Below are 19243 nucleotides of genomic sequence, written 5' to 3' on the forward strand. Positions count from 1 at the left end.
CTATTTAATATGAAACTAATATTTTATATATAAATATTAGTTTTTGTGGAATCCCTCTAACGAGATCTGATCCGTGAAAGATTTACTAAAATTTTTAAAAGTTCAAGTTAAAAATGAAGAATTTGACTCAATCAAAATTTCTTTAGCGTCACCGGATATGATCCGTTCTTGGTCCTTTGGTGAAGTTAAAAAACCAGAAACGATTAATTATCGTACTTTTAAACCAGAGCGTGATGGGCTATTTTGTGCGCGTATTTTTGGCCCTATCAAAGATTATGAATGCCTATGCGGTAAATATAAACGTTTAAAACATCGAGGTGTAATTTGCGAAAAGTGTGGTGTAGAAGTTACTCAAACTAAAGTTCGTCGTGATAGAATGGGACATATTGAGTTAGCTTCACCAACTGCGCATATTTGGTTTCTAAAATCATTACCCTCACGTATTGGTTTATTGTTGGATATGCCCCTGCGTGATATAGAACGAGTATTATATTTTGAATCCTATGTAGTTATTAAAACTGGTATGACCAATTTAGAAAAATGTCAAATTTTAACTGAAGATCAATATCTCGATGCATTAGAGGAATTTGGTGATGAATTTGATGCAAAAATGGGTGCTGAAGCTATTCAAGCATTATTAAAAAACATGGATTTAGAACAAGAATGTGAATTTTTGCGTAACGAACTAAATGATACTAATTCTGAAACAAAACGTAAAAAATTGACTAAACGTATTAAACTTTTAGAAGCGTTTATTCAATCGGGTAATAAGCCAGAATGGATGGTAATGACAGTTTTACCTGTTTTACCTCCAGATTTACGACCATTAGTACCTTTAGATGGAGGACGTTTTGCTACCTCCGATCTAAATGATTTATATCGTCGAGTGATTAATCGTAATAATCGTTTAAAACGTCTTCTCGATTTAGCCGCACCGGATATTATAGTTCGTAATGAAAAACGCATGCTGCAAGAAGCAGTTGATGCACTATTAGATAATGGACGACGTGGTCGTGCTATAACTGGTTCTAATAAACGACCTTTAAAATCCTTAGCTGATATGATCAAAGGTAAGCAAGGTCGTTTCCGTCAAAATTTACTAGGCAAACGTGTTGATTATTCCGGTAGATCCGTTATTACAGTTGGTCCATATTTACGTTTACATCAATGTGGATTGCCTAAAAAAATGGCTCTTGAATTGTTTAAACCTTTTATTTATGGAAAATTAGAACTACGTGGTTTGGCTACTACTATTAAAGCTGCAAAGAAAATGGTTGAACGTGAAGAAGCAGTAGTATGGGATATTCTCGATGAGGTTATTCGTGAGCATCCTGTTTTACTGAATAGAGCTCCAACTTTACATAGATTAGGTATCCAGGCATTTGAACCTGTACTTATTGAGGGTAAAGCTATTCAATTACATCCATTAGTATGTGCAGCTTATAATGCTGATTTTGACGGTGATCAAATGGCCGTTCATGTACCTTTAACACTAGAAGCGCAGTTGGAAGCTCGTGCACTAATGATGTCAACAAATAATATTTTGTCTCCAGCAAATGGAGATCCGATTATTGTTCCTTCTCAAGATGTTGTTCTTGGTTTATATTATATGACTAGAGATAAGGTTAATGCTCATGGTGAAGGTATGGCATTAACTGGACCAAAAGAAGCTGAACGTTTATATCGTACCGGTCAAGCTGAGCTTCACGCATGTGTTAAAGTACGTATTACTGAATATATCAAAAATACTTCTAACAATGAGTATATCGAAAAAACTAGTCTAATTAATACGACAGTTGGTCGCGCAATTTTATGGATGATTGTACCTAAAGGTTTATCATTTTCTCTTATTAATCAAGTATTAGGTAAGAAAGCAATTTCTAAAATGTTAAATACTTGTTATAGAGTCTTAGGATTAAAACCTACGGTTATTTTTGCTGATCAAATTATGTATACTGGATTTGCATATGCAGCTCGTTCTGGTTCTTCTGTTGGAATTGATGATATGGTTATTCCAGAAAAAAAAGCAGGAATTATTGCTGAAGCAGAAACAGAGGTCGCTGAAATTCAAGAACAATTTCAATCTGGTTTAGTAACAGCTGGAGAACGTTATAATAAAGTAATTGATATTTGGGCTGCAGCTAATGAACGTGTTTCTAAAGCTATGATGAATAATTTACAAATTGAAGAAGTAATTAATCGATATGGTAAAACGGAAAGACAGATGTCATTTAATAGCATACATATGATGTCTGATTCAGGTGCACGAGGTTCTGCTGCTCAAATTCGTCAACTTGCTGGTATGCGTGGATTAATGGCAAAACCGGATGGATCTATTATAGAAACTCCAATCACTGCTAACTTTCGTGAAGGATTAAATGTTCTTCAATATTTTATTTCAACTCATGGTGCACGTAAAGGATTAGCTGATACCGCATTGAAAACTGCAAATTCCGGTTATTTAACTCGTCGTTTAGTAGATGTAGCACAGGATTTAGTTGTAACCGAAGATGATTGTGGTACCTTTGAAGGTATTATGATGACACCGGTTATTGAAGGTGGTGATGTTAAAGAGTCATTACGTGAACGTGTACTAGGTCGTGTATCAGCAGAAAATATATTGAAACCGGGAACAACAGAAATTTTAATTTTACGTAATCTTTTAATTGATGAACATTGGTGTGATATAATTGAACAAAATTCTATTGATTATATCAAAGTACGTTCAGTTGTAAGTTGTGAAACTAATTTTGGTGTTTGTGCAAAATGTTATGGACGAGATTTAGCACGTGGACATATTATAAATAAAGGTGAAGCTATCGGTGTTATTGCAGCACAATCTATTGGTGAACCCGGCACTCAATTAACTATGCGTACTTTTCATATTGGTGGAGCTGCATCGCGTGCAGCAGCTGAATCTAGTATTCAGGTGAAAAATAAAGGTGTGATTAAACTAACTAATGCAAAATCAGTAACTAATTCTTCTGGTAAATTAATTATAATTTCACGTAATGTTGAGTTAAAGATGATTGATGATTTTGGTCGTATAAAAGAGAGCTATAAATTACCTTATGGTGCAGTAATGTTCAAAGGTGATGGTGAGCAAGTAATAGCAGGTGAAACAGTAGCAAATTGGGATCCACATACTATGCCAGTAATTACTGAAGTATGTGGTTTTATTCGTTTTACTGATATGCTAGATGGTCAAACTATAATTCGACAAACTGATGATTTAACTGGTTTATCTTCATTAGTAGTTTTAGACACCGCGGAACGTACATCTGGCGGGAAAGATCTACGACCAGCATTAAAAATTGTTAATGCCCAAGGTGAACCTGTTATGATTCCAGGTACTGATATGCCAGCTCAGTATTTTTTACCCGGTAAGGCAATTGTACAATTGGAAGATGGTGTTAAGATTAGTTCAGGTGATACTTTAGCGCGTATTCCACAGGAATCTGGAGGCACTAAGGATATTACTGGAGGTTTACCACGCGTTGCGGATTTATTTGAGGCTCGTCGACCAAAAGAACCAGCTATTTTAGCTGAAGTGAGCGGTATTATTTCTTTTGGAAAAGAAACTAAGGGTAAGCGTCGTTTAGTGATTACACCAGTTGATGGTAGTGAAATATATGAAGAGATGATTCCTAAATGGCGTCAACTAAATGTATTTGAAGGAGAACGAGTGGAACGGGGTGATGTTATTTCAGATGGGCCTGAATCGCCGCATGATATTTTACGATTACGTGGAGTTCATGCTGTTACTCGTTACATTACTAATGAAGTTCAAGAAGTATATCGTTTACAAGGTGTTAAAATTAATGATAAACATATTGAAGTTGTAGTTCGCCAGATGTTACGTAAAGCAACTATTTTAGATTCAGGAAATTCAGAATTTTTAGAAGGAGAACAAGTAGAAGTATCTCGTATTAAAATTACGAACCATGCTTTGCAAATAAATGGAAAGACAAAAGCAACTTATGTTCGTGACTTACTAGGTATTACTAAAGCATCATTGGCAACTGAGTCGTTCATTTCAGCTGCATCCTTCCAGGAGACTACCCGTGTTTTAACTGAATCGGCAGTAGCTGGTAAGAGTGATGAATTACGAGGACTAAAAGAAAATGTTATCGTAGGTCGATTAATTCCAGCTGGTACTGGTTATGCTTATCACAAAAATCGAGCTCGACGTCGTCAAGCAACCGGACTTTCTATAGAATCAGCACAAGTTACCGCTGAACAAGCTTCTGCAAATTTGGCTGAATTACTAAATGCAAGCTTAGGAAATAAAGATAATACATAGTTTTTAAAAAAACACTTATATTATATATATTTTTGTTTGTTTTCAAATAAATTTAGAAATTTTTGTGTAACTGTATACCAATCAATAGATTCAGTAATAGCGCTTATCACAGCAATACTACCTACACCAGTTAATAATACTTCTGGTGCACGTTGGAGGGAAATTCCGCCTATTGCTACACTAGGAATACCTTTACTCTTAAGATGTGCTGATTGTTTACGCAACATATCTAATCCTTGAGGAGATGAAGCCATTTTTTTTGTTTTAGTAGGAAAAATATGTCCTAATGCAATATAGGAAGGATGAAACATTAATGCATAATTTAATTCATTATCATTATGAGTTGATAATCCTAAGCGTAAACCAGCTTGAGAAATAGCTTTTAAATCAGCATATTTTAAATCTTCTTGTCCAAGATGAACACCATAGGCATTATATTTAATTGCTAAACGCCAATAATCATTAATAAATAAACGAGCGTTATATTGTTTGGTTAATATGATAGCTTGATGAATGTTATCTTCTATTGATATGCATTTAACATTTTTAATACGTAATTGAATAGTACGTACACCTATATCTAATAAACGTGCGATCCATGTGACATTATCAACTATCGGATATAATCCTAGTTGAGCATCAGTTGGAGGAAAGTGATTGATCATTATTTTTTAAATAATTATTAGTATTATTTATAATATACAGATAATCAATGTTTATGGATTTTTTATATGCTTAAGATGAATTTTACTTAAGCATATAAGATGTTTATGAAATAAACAATAGATTTTTAATATCATATTATCTTAAATTTATTGGCTAATATAATCTATATCTATAGTTATATTGTTAATATAATTGATAACAGCTTTATTAGCTTAAAATCTTACTATTTTACATTTGCTTTGTCTAACAATAGACCTAAATATTTATTAGCTATTGTATAGCAAAGTATACAAAAGAAAATTATTACATTAGTATTAAAATACCTATATTAAATATAATATACCTATATCCATAGCTATTACTAATGATGTTAATAGCTATGGATATTAGCTGTGAACATTAGTCTTTATAGATCGATTATATGAAGTAAAGTTTCATGGTCAAATTTTATTTATTTTCATATGTACAATATAAGCAATAAAGGTATGTTATATCACATAATCTAACAGATGTATCAATAAATTTTTTCAATTAAGAACTCAAGTAATTTACTAAATATGTATATTTTCATTAAGTATTATACTTTCTAGTATTTCATGAATATAATACATTTCATTCTATAACTAATATATTGGTTCAATTAATTTCTTAATTTTTTTAATATAAGACTAAATATTGAATTTATAACATTCATATCTATGTTAAAAAATATATATATTAATTTTATTAAATTTAATCATAGTTTATTAATATTAGACCTAATAATAAAATCGAGCATTTGTAATATCTTATTCTACAGATTATATTGTGATAGTTTTTGTCTAAAAATTAAATAAATTATGATTAATATTTTATTTTAGTATAACTTTATTATATACACAATTGATATAATATATTTTATTTTTTTACAAAGATTTATTTTTCATACAAATCTAATAATTTGCGATTCTTGCATTACTAACTTAACTATATTTAGTCCAAGACTAAACTCAATATTTGAAATAATGTCTAATTTTAGACATCTTGTAAGATGTTATTGATTTAACAATGTATTAATATACTAATCGTAATATCAAGTAATTTTATTAATTAAAGCATGTAATATAATTGATTTTGCTGGATTACCTTTCTCTTATACAAAATTTGATTTATCATTTATTAATCTTTTATGATTATATTATGTATCTTTCAGTATATTAATAGTAACCATATAAGTTGAACTGAACTCAAGTTAATATACAAATTTAAATAACTAAATTAGTATAAATTATCTGAATGCTTAAATAAATTTAAAAGTGTGATAACATAGTTTGCAACTATAATATTTTTAAAATAGATAAATAATGATCAAAAATAATCATTTGTTATTCATTTATTTCAAGAGACAAATGCCATTTCTCAATTTTTAACTTAGTATGAAATTAATTTGTTTTACAGATCTAGTCCTTTAATAGATGCTGTGAAGTTTAATTAAAATTATTTATAATAAATAACTTTAATGCGTTATTGTATAAATTCAGCATATTTTTAAAATAATAAATTTTTCATGTTAGATAATATCTTTCCATTTCATTAATGATTGAATAGCAATCAATTATTTATATTTTTTAATTAAAGTTATTTATCTTTTGTTACTACTAGAAATGTACATTATAGTATCTTCATAATTTTAAAGATATAAAATATTATATTTTATAGATGATGTAATACCCTTTTAAAAGAAATAAGATTTATATCTTAAGATGATTAGTTTAAATTTAATATATTAAATAATATTAGATTTAATGTGAAATATTTTTAAAATTATCATTTATTTTATAATAAATGATAATGTTTGTTTATTAATTTAAATTTTATATTTTTAAAAGTATATTAATTAGTAATTGATGTAGTTAACTGTAATAAATATATAAGTTCTATAAATTAAAACTAATAATTACATATATTGTTTATATAATGGTTATATATTGCTAACATTTTTATTTTTAATATTTATAAGCATAAGTGTTAATATATCAAATTACACATTATTATTCTATTATAATAATTTTAATTAAAAATTGTTATAATAGAAAGATTATTTATTAAGTTATTGTATAATATAATTACACATTTCATTATTATGAATAGATTAAAAAATGATCGTTATTTACGAGCATTACTACGCCAACCTATAGATATAACTCCTATATGGATGATGAGACAAGCAGGACGTTATTTACCTGAGTATAAAGTTAAATTAATTGAAGCTGGTAATTTTATTGCATTATGCAAAAATATTGAATTAGCTTCTGAAGTTACATTACAACCATTACAACGTTATGAATTAGATGCTGCAATTTTATTTAGTGATATTCTTATTATTTCTGAAGCCATGGGAATGGAGTTATCTTTTGAGGCTAATATAGGTCCAAGATTTTCTATTCCAATTACTTCTCTTAATGATATTAATAAATTATCAATACCAGATCCCGAACTAGAATTAGGATATATTACTGATATAATTCGTAAAGTTCGTTATGAACTTAATAATACAATACCATTAATTGGATTTTCCGGTAGTCCATGGACATTAGCAACTTATATGATTGAAGGTACTAGCAGTAAATTCTTTTCTAAAATTAAGAGAATGATGTATTGTGAATCTAAAATCTTACATTTATTATTAAATAAATTAGCAGATAGTATTATACTTTATCTTAATGCCCAGATTAAAGCCGGTATACAATCAGTTATTATATTTGATACGTGCGGAGGAGTATTGAGTAAACGAGATTATATAGAATTTTCATTATATTATATGCATAAAATTATTGATAATATAATTAAAAAAAATGAAGGGTGTTACGTGCCAATTACATTATTTACTAAAGGAGGAGGACAATGGTTAGAATTAATGGCAGCAACTGGTTGTAATGCCTTGGGAATCGATTGGATGACTGATATTGCAGATGCTCGACGCCGAGTAGGTAATAAAGTTGCTTTACAGGGCAATATGGATCCTTCAATACTCTATGCTTCACCTGAACGTATTGAACTTGAAGTTGCTTATATTCTAAAAAATTTTGGTATAGGTGAAGGACATATATTTAGCTTAGGTCATGGTGTATATCAAGATATATCCTACAATCATGTAAAAGTTTGTGTTAATGCTGTACATCGTTTATCTACTAACTATCATTTAAAATAAGTATAAAATGTAATATATACAAAATAAAAAGTTATATAATTTTTATAAAATTATTAAAAATAAATAAATTAATTTGAATATCGTATAAACGATAACTGTTAATTAATATTAATAACTATTAATTGTAATTAAGCAGAATATCATAAAATTTATATTATAATTTAAAATCGTTACGGTTGAATTTAAGAGATACATATTTTATTTAAATTTATATAACGAAATTATATAAATTTTTATTTTAAAATAAAAATAAAAATCTCCTTAATTTTTATATTATCTGCAAATTTATTTTGCATTTAGTAATATATACTAATTAGTAATATAAATTCATAGATATAGTTATTTTTTTTTAAAATATGAATATTATTCGCACATATTTTTAATAGATAATAAATAAATAAATACAATTCAAGGATAATTTATGAATAAGACTCAATTAATTAATGTAATCGCAGAAAAAGTGGATTTATCTAAAATACAAGCTAAAGCTGCATTAGATTGCATATTAACTGCAATAACTGAGTCTCTAAAAAATGGTAATAGTGTACAACTAATTGGTTTTGGAACATTTAAAGTTAATTTTCGTTCTGAAAGACCAGGTCGTAATCCACAAACTGGTAAAGTAATTAGAATTGCATCAGCAAATGTACCTACCTTTATATCAGGAAAAACACTTAAAGATGCTTTAAATTAAATTTAAATTAAAATATTAAATTTGATAGCATTACAGATAAGAGTAGGATAGGATATAAAATTATCTATATATCTTAAAATATATAAATATTATTTTAATTGTATATTTTATGTATATCAGGAGGTATATGCTATAAGCATATACCTCCTAATATAATTTCATTTATTAATAAATAAAAAATGAAATTAATAATTAAATTATATTGATTTATCTAAAATCAATATGAAATAACAATTCATAATAAATACATGATATTAATTTATAATTTTCATAGCACGATGTCCAATATCTGTTCTATAAAACATATCTTCCCAAAAAATACTTTTTGCTAAGTCATAAGCATTTTTTCGTGCTTCTGCAATATCTTTACCTAAAGTTGTTATACATAACACCCTTCCTCCATTAGTAACTAGTATATTATTGTCTGTAATAATAGTACCTGCATGAAATATTTTCTTATCATTAGATTCAAATAATGGTACACCATGAATTTCAGAACCTATAGCATATTTACCAGGATAACCTTTTGTAGCCAATACAACACTAATTGAAGTCCGGGCGTCCCATTGGATAATTTGTTTATTTAATTGTTTACGGAGAGCAAATAAACATAACGTAATTAAATCAGAACGTAAACGCATCATAAGTGTTTGTGCTTCAGGATCACCAAAACGACAATTAAATTCAATTACCTTAGGTTGACCAACCTTATCAATGATTACACCAGCATAGAGGATACCGGTATAAATATTTCCTTCCTCTTTCATACCTTTTACAGTAGGTAAAATAATCTGATTCATTATTCTCTGATGAACTGCGTTATTTATTACTGTAGCAGGTGAATATGCACCCATTCCACCGGTATTTGGTCCGGTATCTCCATTACCAACTTGTTTATGATCTTGACTAGTAGCTAATGGTAATACATTCTCTCCATCTACTATTACAATAAAACTAGCTTCTTCACCGTCAAGATATTCCTCGATAATAATACGATTTATAGATTCTTGATGATGTTCTACAATATGATTGATTAATAAGTTATATATTGCTACTTCTGCTTCTTTTCGTGTCTTTGCAACAATAACACCTTTTCCGCTTGCTATTCCATCAGCTTTAATAACAATTGGTATACTTTGTGTACTTAAATAATTTAATGCAGCATCTAGATCAGTAAAACTTTTGTATATTCCAGTAGGAATATGATGTCTAATAAAAAATTCTTTCGCAAAAGTTTTCGATCCTTCTAATTGAGAAGCAGCCTTAGTGGGACCAAAAATTCTTAGCCCTGCATTACGAAATATATCTACTATACCTAGAACCAAAGGCATTTCAGGACCAACAATTGTTAAATCGATATTTTTTGCTTTTGCAAATTCTAATAATAAAGGTATATTTGTAGCATTAATAGCTATATTTTGTAATTTTAATTCTGATGCAGTTCCAGCATTACCAGGTGCAACAAATACAATTTTCACCATAGGTGATTGAGCAGCTTTCCATGCTAAAGCATGTTCACGAGCACCGTTACCAACTATTAGTATTTTCACCTATATAATTCCTAAACATTAATGACGAAAATGTCGTATACCAGTAAACATCATAGAAATATTATGTTCATTAGCAGCATCGATAATTTCACTATCACGTATTGAACCACCTGGTTGAATAACACAACTAACACCAATACTAAAAGCTGTATCTATACTATCTCTAAACGGCAAAAAAGCATCAGAAGCCATTGTAGAACCCTTAATGTTTAAATGTTGATCTTTAGCTTTTAAATTAGCTATTTTAGCAGCATAGATACGACTCATTTGTCCAGCGCCAATACCAATAGTCATATTATCATGAGCAAAAACAATAGCATTAGACCTTACAAACTTTACGACTTTCCAGGAAAATAACGCATCTTCTAGTTCTTGATCAGTTGGTTGTCGATTAGTAACTATATTTAATTGCTTAGAAGTGATCATGGCTAAATCCCTATCTTGTACTAATAAACCGCCATAAACACATTTAAAATCTAAACTAGTAATTTGATTACTATTATTCAGATAATCACAGATTAATAATCTTAAGTTTTCTTTTGATTTAGTAATCTTTAAGACAGATTTCTTAATAGAAGGAGCTATAATTACTTCTACAAATTGTTGTGTTATAATAGATTGTACAGTACATTCATCTAATTCTCTATTAAAAGCAATAATACCGCCAAAAGCAGATGTTGGATCAGCTAAATAAGCTCGTTGGTAAGCATGAAAGATTGTATTTCCAATAGCTACTGCGCATGGATTAGCATGTTTAACAATAACACACGTTGGTTCATGAAATTCTTTTACACACTGAAGTGCAGTATCGATATCAACGATATTGTTGTAAGATAATTCTTTACCCTGTATTTGTTTTGAAGTTGCAATAGTAGAATAGTTTATTGATTTTTCTTCAATATAAAAAGCAGCACGTTGATGTTTATTTTCGCCATAACATACATTGTGTTTTTTAATAAAATTAAGATTTAATGTTCTTGGAAAATGACCAGATGGATTTTTACTTTTATTAAAGTAATCTGGTACTATTTTACCAAAGTAATTGGCAATTGTACTATCATAAGACGCTGTATATTCAAATGCTTTAGTTGCATAATGTAATTTGCTTTCTAATGTTAGGAAATTTATATTAGTATCCATTTCTGCAATGACATCATTATAATCATTATGATCAACGACAATTACTACATCTTTATAATTTTTAGCAGCAGCACGGACCATAGCTGGTCCTCCAATATCAATTGATTCAATTACATCTTGTAAAGTAAAATTATTTTTTTGTATAGAGTTATTAAATGGATAAAAATTTACTATAACCATATCAATTGGATTGATATTATATTCACTCATAAGTTTATCGTCTTCACCACGACGACCAAGAATACCTCCATGTATTTTTGGATGTAACGTTTTAATTCTTCCATCCATCATTTCTGGAAAACCAGTATAATCAGAAATATTAATAACCGGAACTCCTACACTGCTTAATAGTACAGCAGTACTACCAGTTGATAATAACTCAATACCTCTATTAGATAATTCTTGAGCAAATTTTACAATACCTTTTCTTTCCGATACACTCAGTAAGGCACGGCGAATTGGACTTTCTTGTCCCATCTCTTGGAATCCTTAAATATTAATAAATATATTAATTGAATTGGTATATTTATTAATATACGCAATATGAAATAAAAAATAATATTTTTAATATAGTTCACTTAAATGAAAATGAAGATATTAAGTTGTAATATTTTATTTATATTATAAATATAAATAAAATATTGTATAAAATACATTTCTATATTTTTACAATTAAATATAATTTATTTATCTTTTAGGTAGATTAAATATTATCCATATATATAAATAATGTTCTTATATACTTTATGTATACAATTATAGATAAAATAATTAAAAAAATAAAAAATTTAAAAACACAATAGATGTATTGCAATATCATAACAATTAATTTAATCAATATTAATTATGTCAGTCTTTAACAATTGATTAGATAATATATCTGGATATTCGTGTCATTGATTTTTATATTTCAACGATAGTAATAATAAGTTACTTATTAAAATAAAATATTACATATAATAATTTATTTTAATAAATAGAATTCAATTTTATAAATTAAAATTAATCAAACTTTGATTAAATAGCTTGATCATAACTAAAAGTACATGATTATAAAATCAATTTAACTTATTATAAAGCAATGACTATCTGATTAAAGATTACTAATTAAGAAATTAATATATAGAACTAACCAATAATATAAAAATCATTATTATCAAATATTACACTCAGATAAGTTTCATGTTATTAGATATATGTAAAGTTTTAGATAATATGTGGTTAGGAGATAATGATAAATGCTTATATAGGCAAATTTTTTGGTTACTGTGAGTAGTAAAGTTATAACCTCTAAACATGTTAGATGCTAAGAGACAATTCAAAAATTCATTGAAAGTAATATTTCATTGTAAATCATATTTACAATGAATATAATAGGTAGTTTCTTATGTGCCTATATATATAAAACGATTGAAATTGCATCGCATTTATGACAAAAAACTAATATTTTTTACTATTTATTGATACTATATATCTCAAATAAGTATAAATTATTACTATTAGATTATTACTAATAATATACCAGTAATTCGTAATAATAAGAAATAGACCAAAAATATTAATTAAAATAATTTAAAGAGTATGCGAATAGCTTGTTAAGCGAGATATAAATAAATCCCATTCAATTTTTAATTGAACTCTTATATTTACAACCAATATATTTATTATAACAATAAATTAGCAGAATTCTGAATACAATACTTGAATAATTAAATTTTTACAAAAGCTAATGGTAACAATCGATTGAATTTAACAAAACTGCTATTGATACTCAATATCATAATTAAATAAGGCATATTAAATATGATAATAAATCATGTTAACACTGTATAAATAATATCAAGTTGAGGGTGTATCCTGTCAATATAATTTAAAAATTGATAGATTAAGTTATTCTACTACAGAATATGTTTATAAAATTTAAAAATAAACAAAATGATTTTAATTTATTTAGTGTAACTTTTAATTTTTAATTAATATTGGTATATATAAATATTTTATCTATAGAATGCTATTGTTAAAAGTTTTGAAATATGTATTGTTTGAACCTCTGATCAACATCATGTTATAAAACATGATATCATCGATATATCACACACCTATATTTTATTATCATCTTCTAATCAAATAACATAAAATAAAGTATAAATAATAAAATGTTAAAAGGTATTATAGAGGATATTACATCGTCTATGAAAATAAAATACTATTAAGATTATATATATGTAACATATATGTGTTATATTTTAAAATAAAGGATTACTCAAAACAACTATATGTTATAAAACATAACATAATCTAGATTGAGATTATAACTTGATGATATCAAATTTTAATTGACAATAATCCCAGGTTAAATCTTATAATAAATAAGTCTGTATTTTGTGTCTATCAAACTTATTTATACTATAGTTAATTGTAAAATAAATATGTATATTAACTACATTAGAAAAAATATTGATTAATTTTGAAGTAATTTATAATCATCAAAATGATGAAAAGTACACTTAGATTAACTTTTTATTTTAATATATTTTATGTCAAAATTTTTATAAATTATCAGCAAGTATAATTATTTTTATGTATTTTGATTACATGGAATATTAAAAGATATACCATACTATTTCATGAAAACTATAATTCAATTTAAAAAGATCTATTTTATATAAAATAGTTTAATATTTAATTTCTTTGACAAATACACTCATAATATTGTACATTGATATTTGTTATTTATTTTAAATCAGTTAGAATAAAATTAAATTAAAATTGTGTGTCTATTGACTCTTAACTAATAGATTATAACATATTTGTAGCTGCTTACTAAAAAAATTAATAATATTATAGCATTAATTTTAATTAACTAACCACTATAACATGTGGATATTCAAGTCATTATAGTCAAAAAGTAAATATAAATTCTTAAAAAGTCAAATTAACTAATATTAATAATTGTTATTATTCGGAATAAATTAACGTAAGAATCTAATTATATTGAAGTATATTAGCTTGAGATAGACATATAGTATTTTAAAACAAATATATCAATATTTTATTAATAGTATGAAATAGAAAACTAATAATTTAAAATTATTAGTTAACCTAAAACTATTAAAATATTAAAAAATCAGTTAACATTGTAGAATAACTTTGTACATAAAAGAATATTTTAACTTATGATTTAGATAAGTATATATAGAATTACTATCTCCATCTCCATCTATATCTATATCTATATATATATCTATATCTATATCTATATCTATATCTATATCTATATCTATATCTATATAGAACATTTTATCTTTCAGATTAGTATTTTCTTAACTACTAGTTAGTAACTAGTATTATACAATAAAGGTAAAATTTAGCTCAAATCAATAAAAGATAATTTATAACTGTATAAAAAATAATTATAGGACAACATAGTAGAAGTTTTTAGTTACAAAATACATAACTTAGCTCGATAAGTTAATTATAAATAAATGTATCTTAAATAACATATCTAAGGAAGCAAACTGAATAAAATTAAAATTAATTTATGAAATATGATTAGTATAAGGATACAATCCTATCAAAATTGATTATAGTTCATCTCCATTTAAAATTACTTAGATAATATCTGATAAAATAATAGGTTAAGTTATAGCACCATTTTGGTTATAGAATATCTTGAATTTTAATTTCAATTAAATTATTAATAATAACTAGTATATATCTTTATATAAAACAAACAATAAATATAACTTATATCGCTAAAAAATAAATTTTTTCTAATATTACTAGCTAAAGTATATTAATTTATAATTAAGTAATCAATTAACTAGCAAATATAAATGTTCATGATATTAGCTTGAAAATAGCATTTTTAAAAAAGCTAATTATTAGCTTATTATTGATATGTAGCTTATTACACAATGTGATGCATCTAAATTAAACAATACAAGTACAATAATAACTAAGATGTTATTAATTAGAGGATGATTTTATAAACTATTGAAGATAAATTATAACATTTATTAAAAAGTCCAGAAATGATAATTTCTGCATAAGTATTTATAAGTTAGATAAAAACGTACTTTTTGAAAAATTAAGAATTTTTATCAAATGTAAGTCATTTAAACTAAATATACGATTAGGATAAAATATTCACTTAATGAACAACAATATATTCATATTACTATGAATATGATTATTATCGTAAGAGACAGTAGAATTAACGTAAGTTAACATAACTGGCTAAATAACATTAATACTAATTCTTAGAATAAATTGTAAAAGTTAAAGTTAAAAAATAATCATGACTATCATGTGCGTAAAATAATTAATTCTATACATATAGAAAAATCTTTAAGATACATATAATATGAAATGATAAATTAATCAGTTGCAGTTAATTAGATAAAATTATTTCTATTTTTGAGAAAACTAAAGTAAAAAGGTATTGGAGCAAATATTATTATCATCTAAAAAGAATAATATCCTTTAATATTGCTAAAAGAATTTGATTCTATACTTGAAATCAATTGAAAATAAGAGGTGTTATAACAGTTAGTTCTTAACTATATAGTACTCTACAAATAAAAAATTATACATATACAGAATATGATTATCAGCTAAATTATGTAAGCTTAATTAATAGTCAATATTGTTTATTAATGCATAAACTTTTGATTTTAATTACTAATTGGTAATTAGTCACTTTAATGATTTTAAGATAATAAAATCCTTTATCAACGTTAATTTGTAATTAGAAAATAGCATAATGCTAGAGTCGATAGTTTTCAACTAAGATTCACTAGAAGAATTCAAATTAGTTTAAAACTATAGTCTACGAACATGAAAATAATAGTAAGATTACTTCTTACTTTGATATAATTTAATAATGAAATATAAGCATAGTTAGTTAGTTTGAGCTTATATAAAGATATTTTCGAAAAATATCCTACAGTATTTCAAGTACTAATTTAAACTCATTATACGTATTATGAAGAGTATTTAGCATATAATTTACTTAGCTTATTTTCCTTATAACGTGTAATGAATTAGAGCTCAAGGACAATTTGAGTATAATGTTTAAGAACATTCATATCAACGATCATGTTTAATCATTTTAATGCGCAGCAGCGCTGCTTATACTCTGAATCTATATTCAGTTGCAAGAGTAAAGGATTGTTTTTGACGTTTAAAGTATATTAAAACTAATTATTGTAAGAGTATAATACTGTTTATTACTTATCTATTTTGGAACTTAGACAATTAACATCCTTTATTTTAATATAAAATATCTCAGAGTAGATAGCATGAATATTTCAATTACAATACTGATAATGTTATTCAATTCTTCAAATTGTAACAGATAAATGTTAAAAATATTTAAGTATAATTCTTTACTTAACATAGATTAGCTATGAAAGTAATAGTGTTCTAAAATAAGTTTGAAATATATTATATTTTTGATAGATTAGAGATCTAACTATAATAATATGTAAAATTAATTAAATCTAATAATAGATAAAAGCAATATTTATAATATTAGAAAGGTTTAAAAAATATAATAATATTTTATCTAATTAATTTCAAAAAATCAATTAGGTATATTCTTAATATAAACAATATTTAAGTAATATTAACTAGTTATAAGTATCTCAAAGAATAACAAACTTACTAGCAAAATACATAAGCGACTAGAAATAAGAGTTTTTTCATATGAAAATATGGTATCACCATATAATGGCAATTAAATGTTCTATGATTCATTTTATTATTTAATAATCTTTATTAGTTGAGTAACTCATTACCTAATACATTATATTAGTTTTTATTTATTAATTAAAATATATTTTAATATATTGTCTATTTCATTTAATATTCTATGCATTAATGATAGGTTCTGTTATATAAAATTAGAGATATTATCATGGTAGATAGTTTTATAACAATAAAAAGGTTTTTTGATAACAAACATTATCCTCATGGTTTTTCTCGTCATGGCGATTTCACTATTAAAGAAGCTCAGATTTTAGAACGTTATGGTTATGCATTTAATGAATTGCATTCAGAAAAACGTGCACCTATAACAGAAGACGAACGTCTATTCCTACAAGTATGTAAAGGTTTACGTAAACCACAAACAGAAGCTGAAATTGTATGGTTAAAATATATCAAACGTATTAAACGTCCTAAACGTTTCCATACATTATCTGGAGGAAACGCACAAATGGAAACTACGGAAGACTTTGATAGCTATGATTAAAAATTAAAATATCCATATATTTTACAGTATTAATGAAAATTTCATTTATCATTATTTATATAAAATATTATTTAAATCATATATTACAATATCAATTTTGCATATTATATATATTCTTTTATTTCATAATTTGTTTTAATCTATACAAGATGTATTTATCTAAATGAATGTTATTGAATAAAATTATATAATGTTGTTTATATATTATATTTTTAATATTAAATCAAAATTTAATATCTTGTACGAATATATCTTAATCTAGATAAAGATTGTATATTTTCTATGTTATTTACCTCTTCAACTTTTATTATTTTTTAAAAATAAAAATATCAAACTAATTGTTTTTTACTTAAGTGTAGATTGATCTATTAATGTTTTCGTAATTAAATAATATTAGACACACCTATATATATCATTATGATAATTAACAATATATTACATAATAAATTCATATCTAGCTACTCAAGGAAATAATAATGAGTAATGAAAAAGCAAAGTTTATTTGGTTTAACGGTAATATAGTGAAATGGGAAGATGCAAAAATTAGCGTAATGTCCCATGCTTTACATTATGGTACTTCAGTTTTTGAAGGCTTACGTTGTTATAACTCATATAAAGGTTCAGTAATATTTCGTCATTATGATCATATGCAACGTTTACACGATTCAGCAAAAATTTACCGTTTTCCTTTAAAATATAAAATAAAAGAATTAATGGAAGCTACTCATAATGTATTAATATCTAATAAATTAGATAATGCATACATTCGTCCTTTAGCATTTGTAGGAGATGTTGGTTTAGGTATGAATCCACCAAATAGTTATAACACTGATGTAATTATTGCTGCTTTTCCTTGGAGTTCATATTTTGGAACAGAAGCATTAGAAAATGGTATTCATGCAATGGTTTCCTCTTGGAACCGTGTAGCACCTAACACACTTCCAACTGCAGCTAAAGCTGGCGGTAATTATCTTTCCTCATTACTGGTAAGTAGTGAAGCGCGACGTCATGGATATCAAGAGGGCATTACACTTGATACTAATGGTTATATTTCAGAAGGAGCTGGTGAAAATTTATTTGAAGTAAAAAATAATATTTTATTAACACCACCGTTGATTTCTTCAATATTACCTGGTATTACGCGTGATTCGGTAATTAAATTAGCAGAAGATCTTGGTATAAAAGCACAAGAAAAAATATTATCACGTGAATCATTATATTTAGCAGATGAAATCTTCATGTGTGGCACTGCAGCTGAGATTACTCCAGTATGTAGTGTTGATGGTATTCAAATTGGTGTTGGTCAACCTGGCCCAGTGACTACACAAATTCAAAAAACTTTTTTTGGACTTTTTACTGGTGAAACCAAAGATACACATGGTTGGTTAGATCTGGTTAATGTATAAAATTACGTGTATGTAATATAATCATTAGCTTAATTTCT

The 19243-nt window shown here is 26.0% G+C and carries 8 protein-coding genes; 5 read left to right on the forward strand and 3 right to left on the reverse strand.

From position 1 onward, the window contains the following. Nucleotides 1-73: 73 nt before the first annotated feature. A complete protein-coding gene (rpoC, locus tag FD727_RS02510; protein WP_159938590.1) occupies nt 74-4303 on the forward strand; it encodes a DNA-directed RNA polymerase subunit beta' in 4230 nt (1409 codons plus the stop codon). Nucleotides 4304-4323: 20 nt separating this feature from the next. Here rpoC and thiE read toward each other — a convergent pair whose 3' ends face one another. Then, nucleotides 4324-4968: a thiamine phosphate synthase gene (thiE, locus tag FD727_RS02515; protein ID WP_159938591.1), complete on the reverse strand. Its 645-nt coding sequence runs from the start codon at nt 4966-4968 to the stop codon at nt 4324-4326. A gap of 2123 nt (nt 4969-7091) precedes the next feature. Between thiE and hemE the strand changes: the two genes are divergently transcribed. Further along, nucleotides 7092-8159, forward strand: a complete 1068-nt coding sequence (gene hemE / locus FD727_RS02520) for a uroporphyrinogen decarboxylase (RefSeq protein WP_159938592.1) — start codon at nt 7092-7094, stop codon at nt 8157-8159. 421 nt (nt 8160-8580) lie between these two features. After that, on the forward strand, nt 8581-8853 hold the full coding sequence (locus FD727_RS02525; protein WP_159938593.1) for an HU family DNA-binding protein: 273 nt from the start codon (nt 8581-8583) through the stop codon (nt 8851-8853). Between the two features lie 254 nt (nt 8854-9107). Here FD727_RS02525 and purD read toward each other — a convergent pair whose 3' ends face one another. Then, nucleotides 9108-10403, reverse strand: coding sequence for a phosphoribosylamine--glycine ligase (purD, locus tag FD727_RS02530; RefSeq protein ID WP_159938594.1), 1296 nt, complete (start codon nt 10401-10403; stop codon nt 9108-9110). Nucleotides 10404-10421: 18 nt separating this feature from the next. Beyond that, a complete protein-coding gene (gene purH, locus FD727_RS02535) occupies nt 10422-12020 on the reverse strand; it encodes a bifunctional phosphoribosylaminoimidazolecarboxamide formyltransferase/IMP cyclohydrolase (protein WP_159938595.1) in 1599 nt (532 codons plus the stop codon). Nucleotides 12021-17463: 5443 nt separating this feature from the next. Between purH and FD727_RS02545 the strand changes: the two genes are divergently transcribed. Then, nucleotides 17464-17799, forward strand: coding sequence for a DUF413 domain-containing protein (locus FD727_RS02545; RefSeq protein WP_159938597.1), 336 nt, complete (start codon nt 17464-17466; stop codon nt 17797-17799). A 476-nt stretch (nt 17800-18275) separates the two neighbouring features. Next, on the forward strand, nt 18276-19205 hold the full coding sequence (locus FD727_RS02550) for a branched-chain amino acid transaminase (RefSeq protein WP_159938598.1): 930 nt from the start codon (nt 18276-18278) through the stop codon (nt 19203-19205). The last annotated feature ends 38 nt before the right edge of the window (nt 19206-19243 follow it).

This window comes from Pantoea sp. Mhis, assembly GCF_009830015.1.

Bases quoted from the DNA above. Each gene is read 5' to 3' on its own strand.
- hemE (WP_159938592.1), top strand. From the start codon at position 7,092: ATGAATAGATTAAAAAATGATCGTTATTTACGAGCATTACTACGCCAA.
- purH (WP_159938595.1), bottom strand. From the start codon at position 12,020: ATGGGACAAGAAAGTCCAATTCGCCGTGCCTTACTGAGTGTATCGGAA.
- thiE (WP_159938591.1), bottom strand. From the start codon at position 4,968: ATGATCAATCACTTTCCTCCAACTGATGCTCAACTAGGATTATATCCG.
- FD727_RS02550 (WP_159938598.1), top strand. From the start codon at position 18,276: ATGAGTAATGAAAAAGCAAAGTTTATTTGGTTTAACGGTAATATAGTG.
- FD727_RS02525 (WP_159938593.1), top strand. From the start codon at position 8,581: ATGAATAAGACTCAATTAATTAATGTAATCGCAGAAAAAGTGGATTTA.
- FD727_RS02545 (WP_159938597.1), top strand. From the start codon at position 17,464: ATGGTAGATAGTTTTATAACAATAAAAAGGTTTTTTGATAACAAACAT.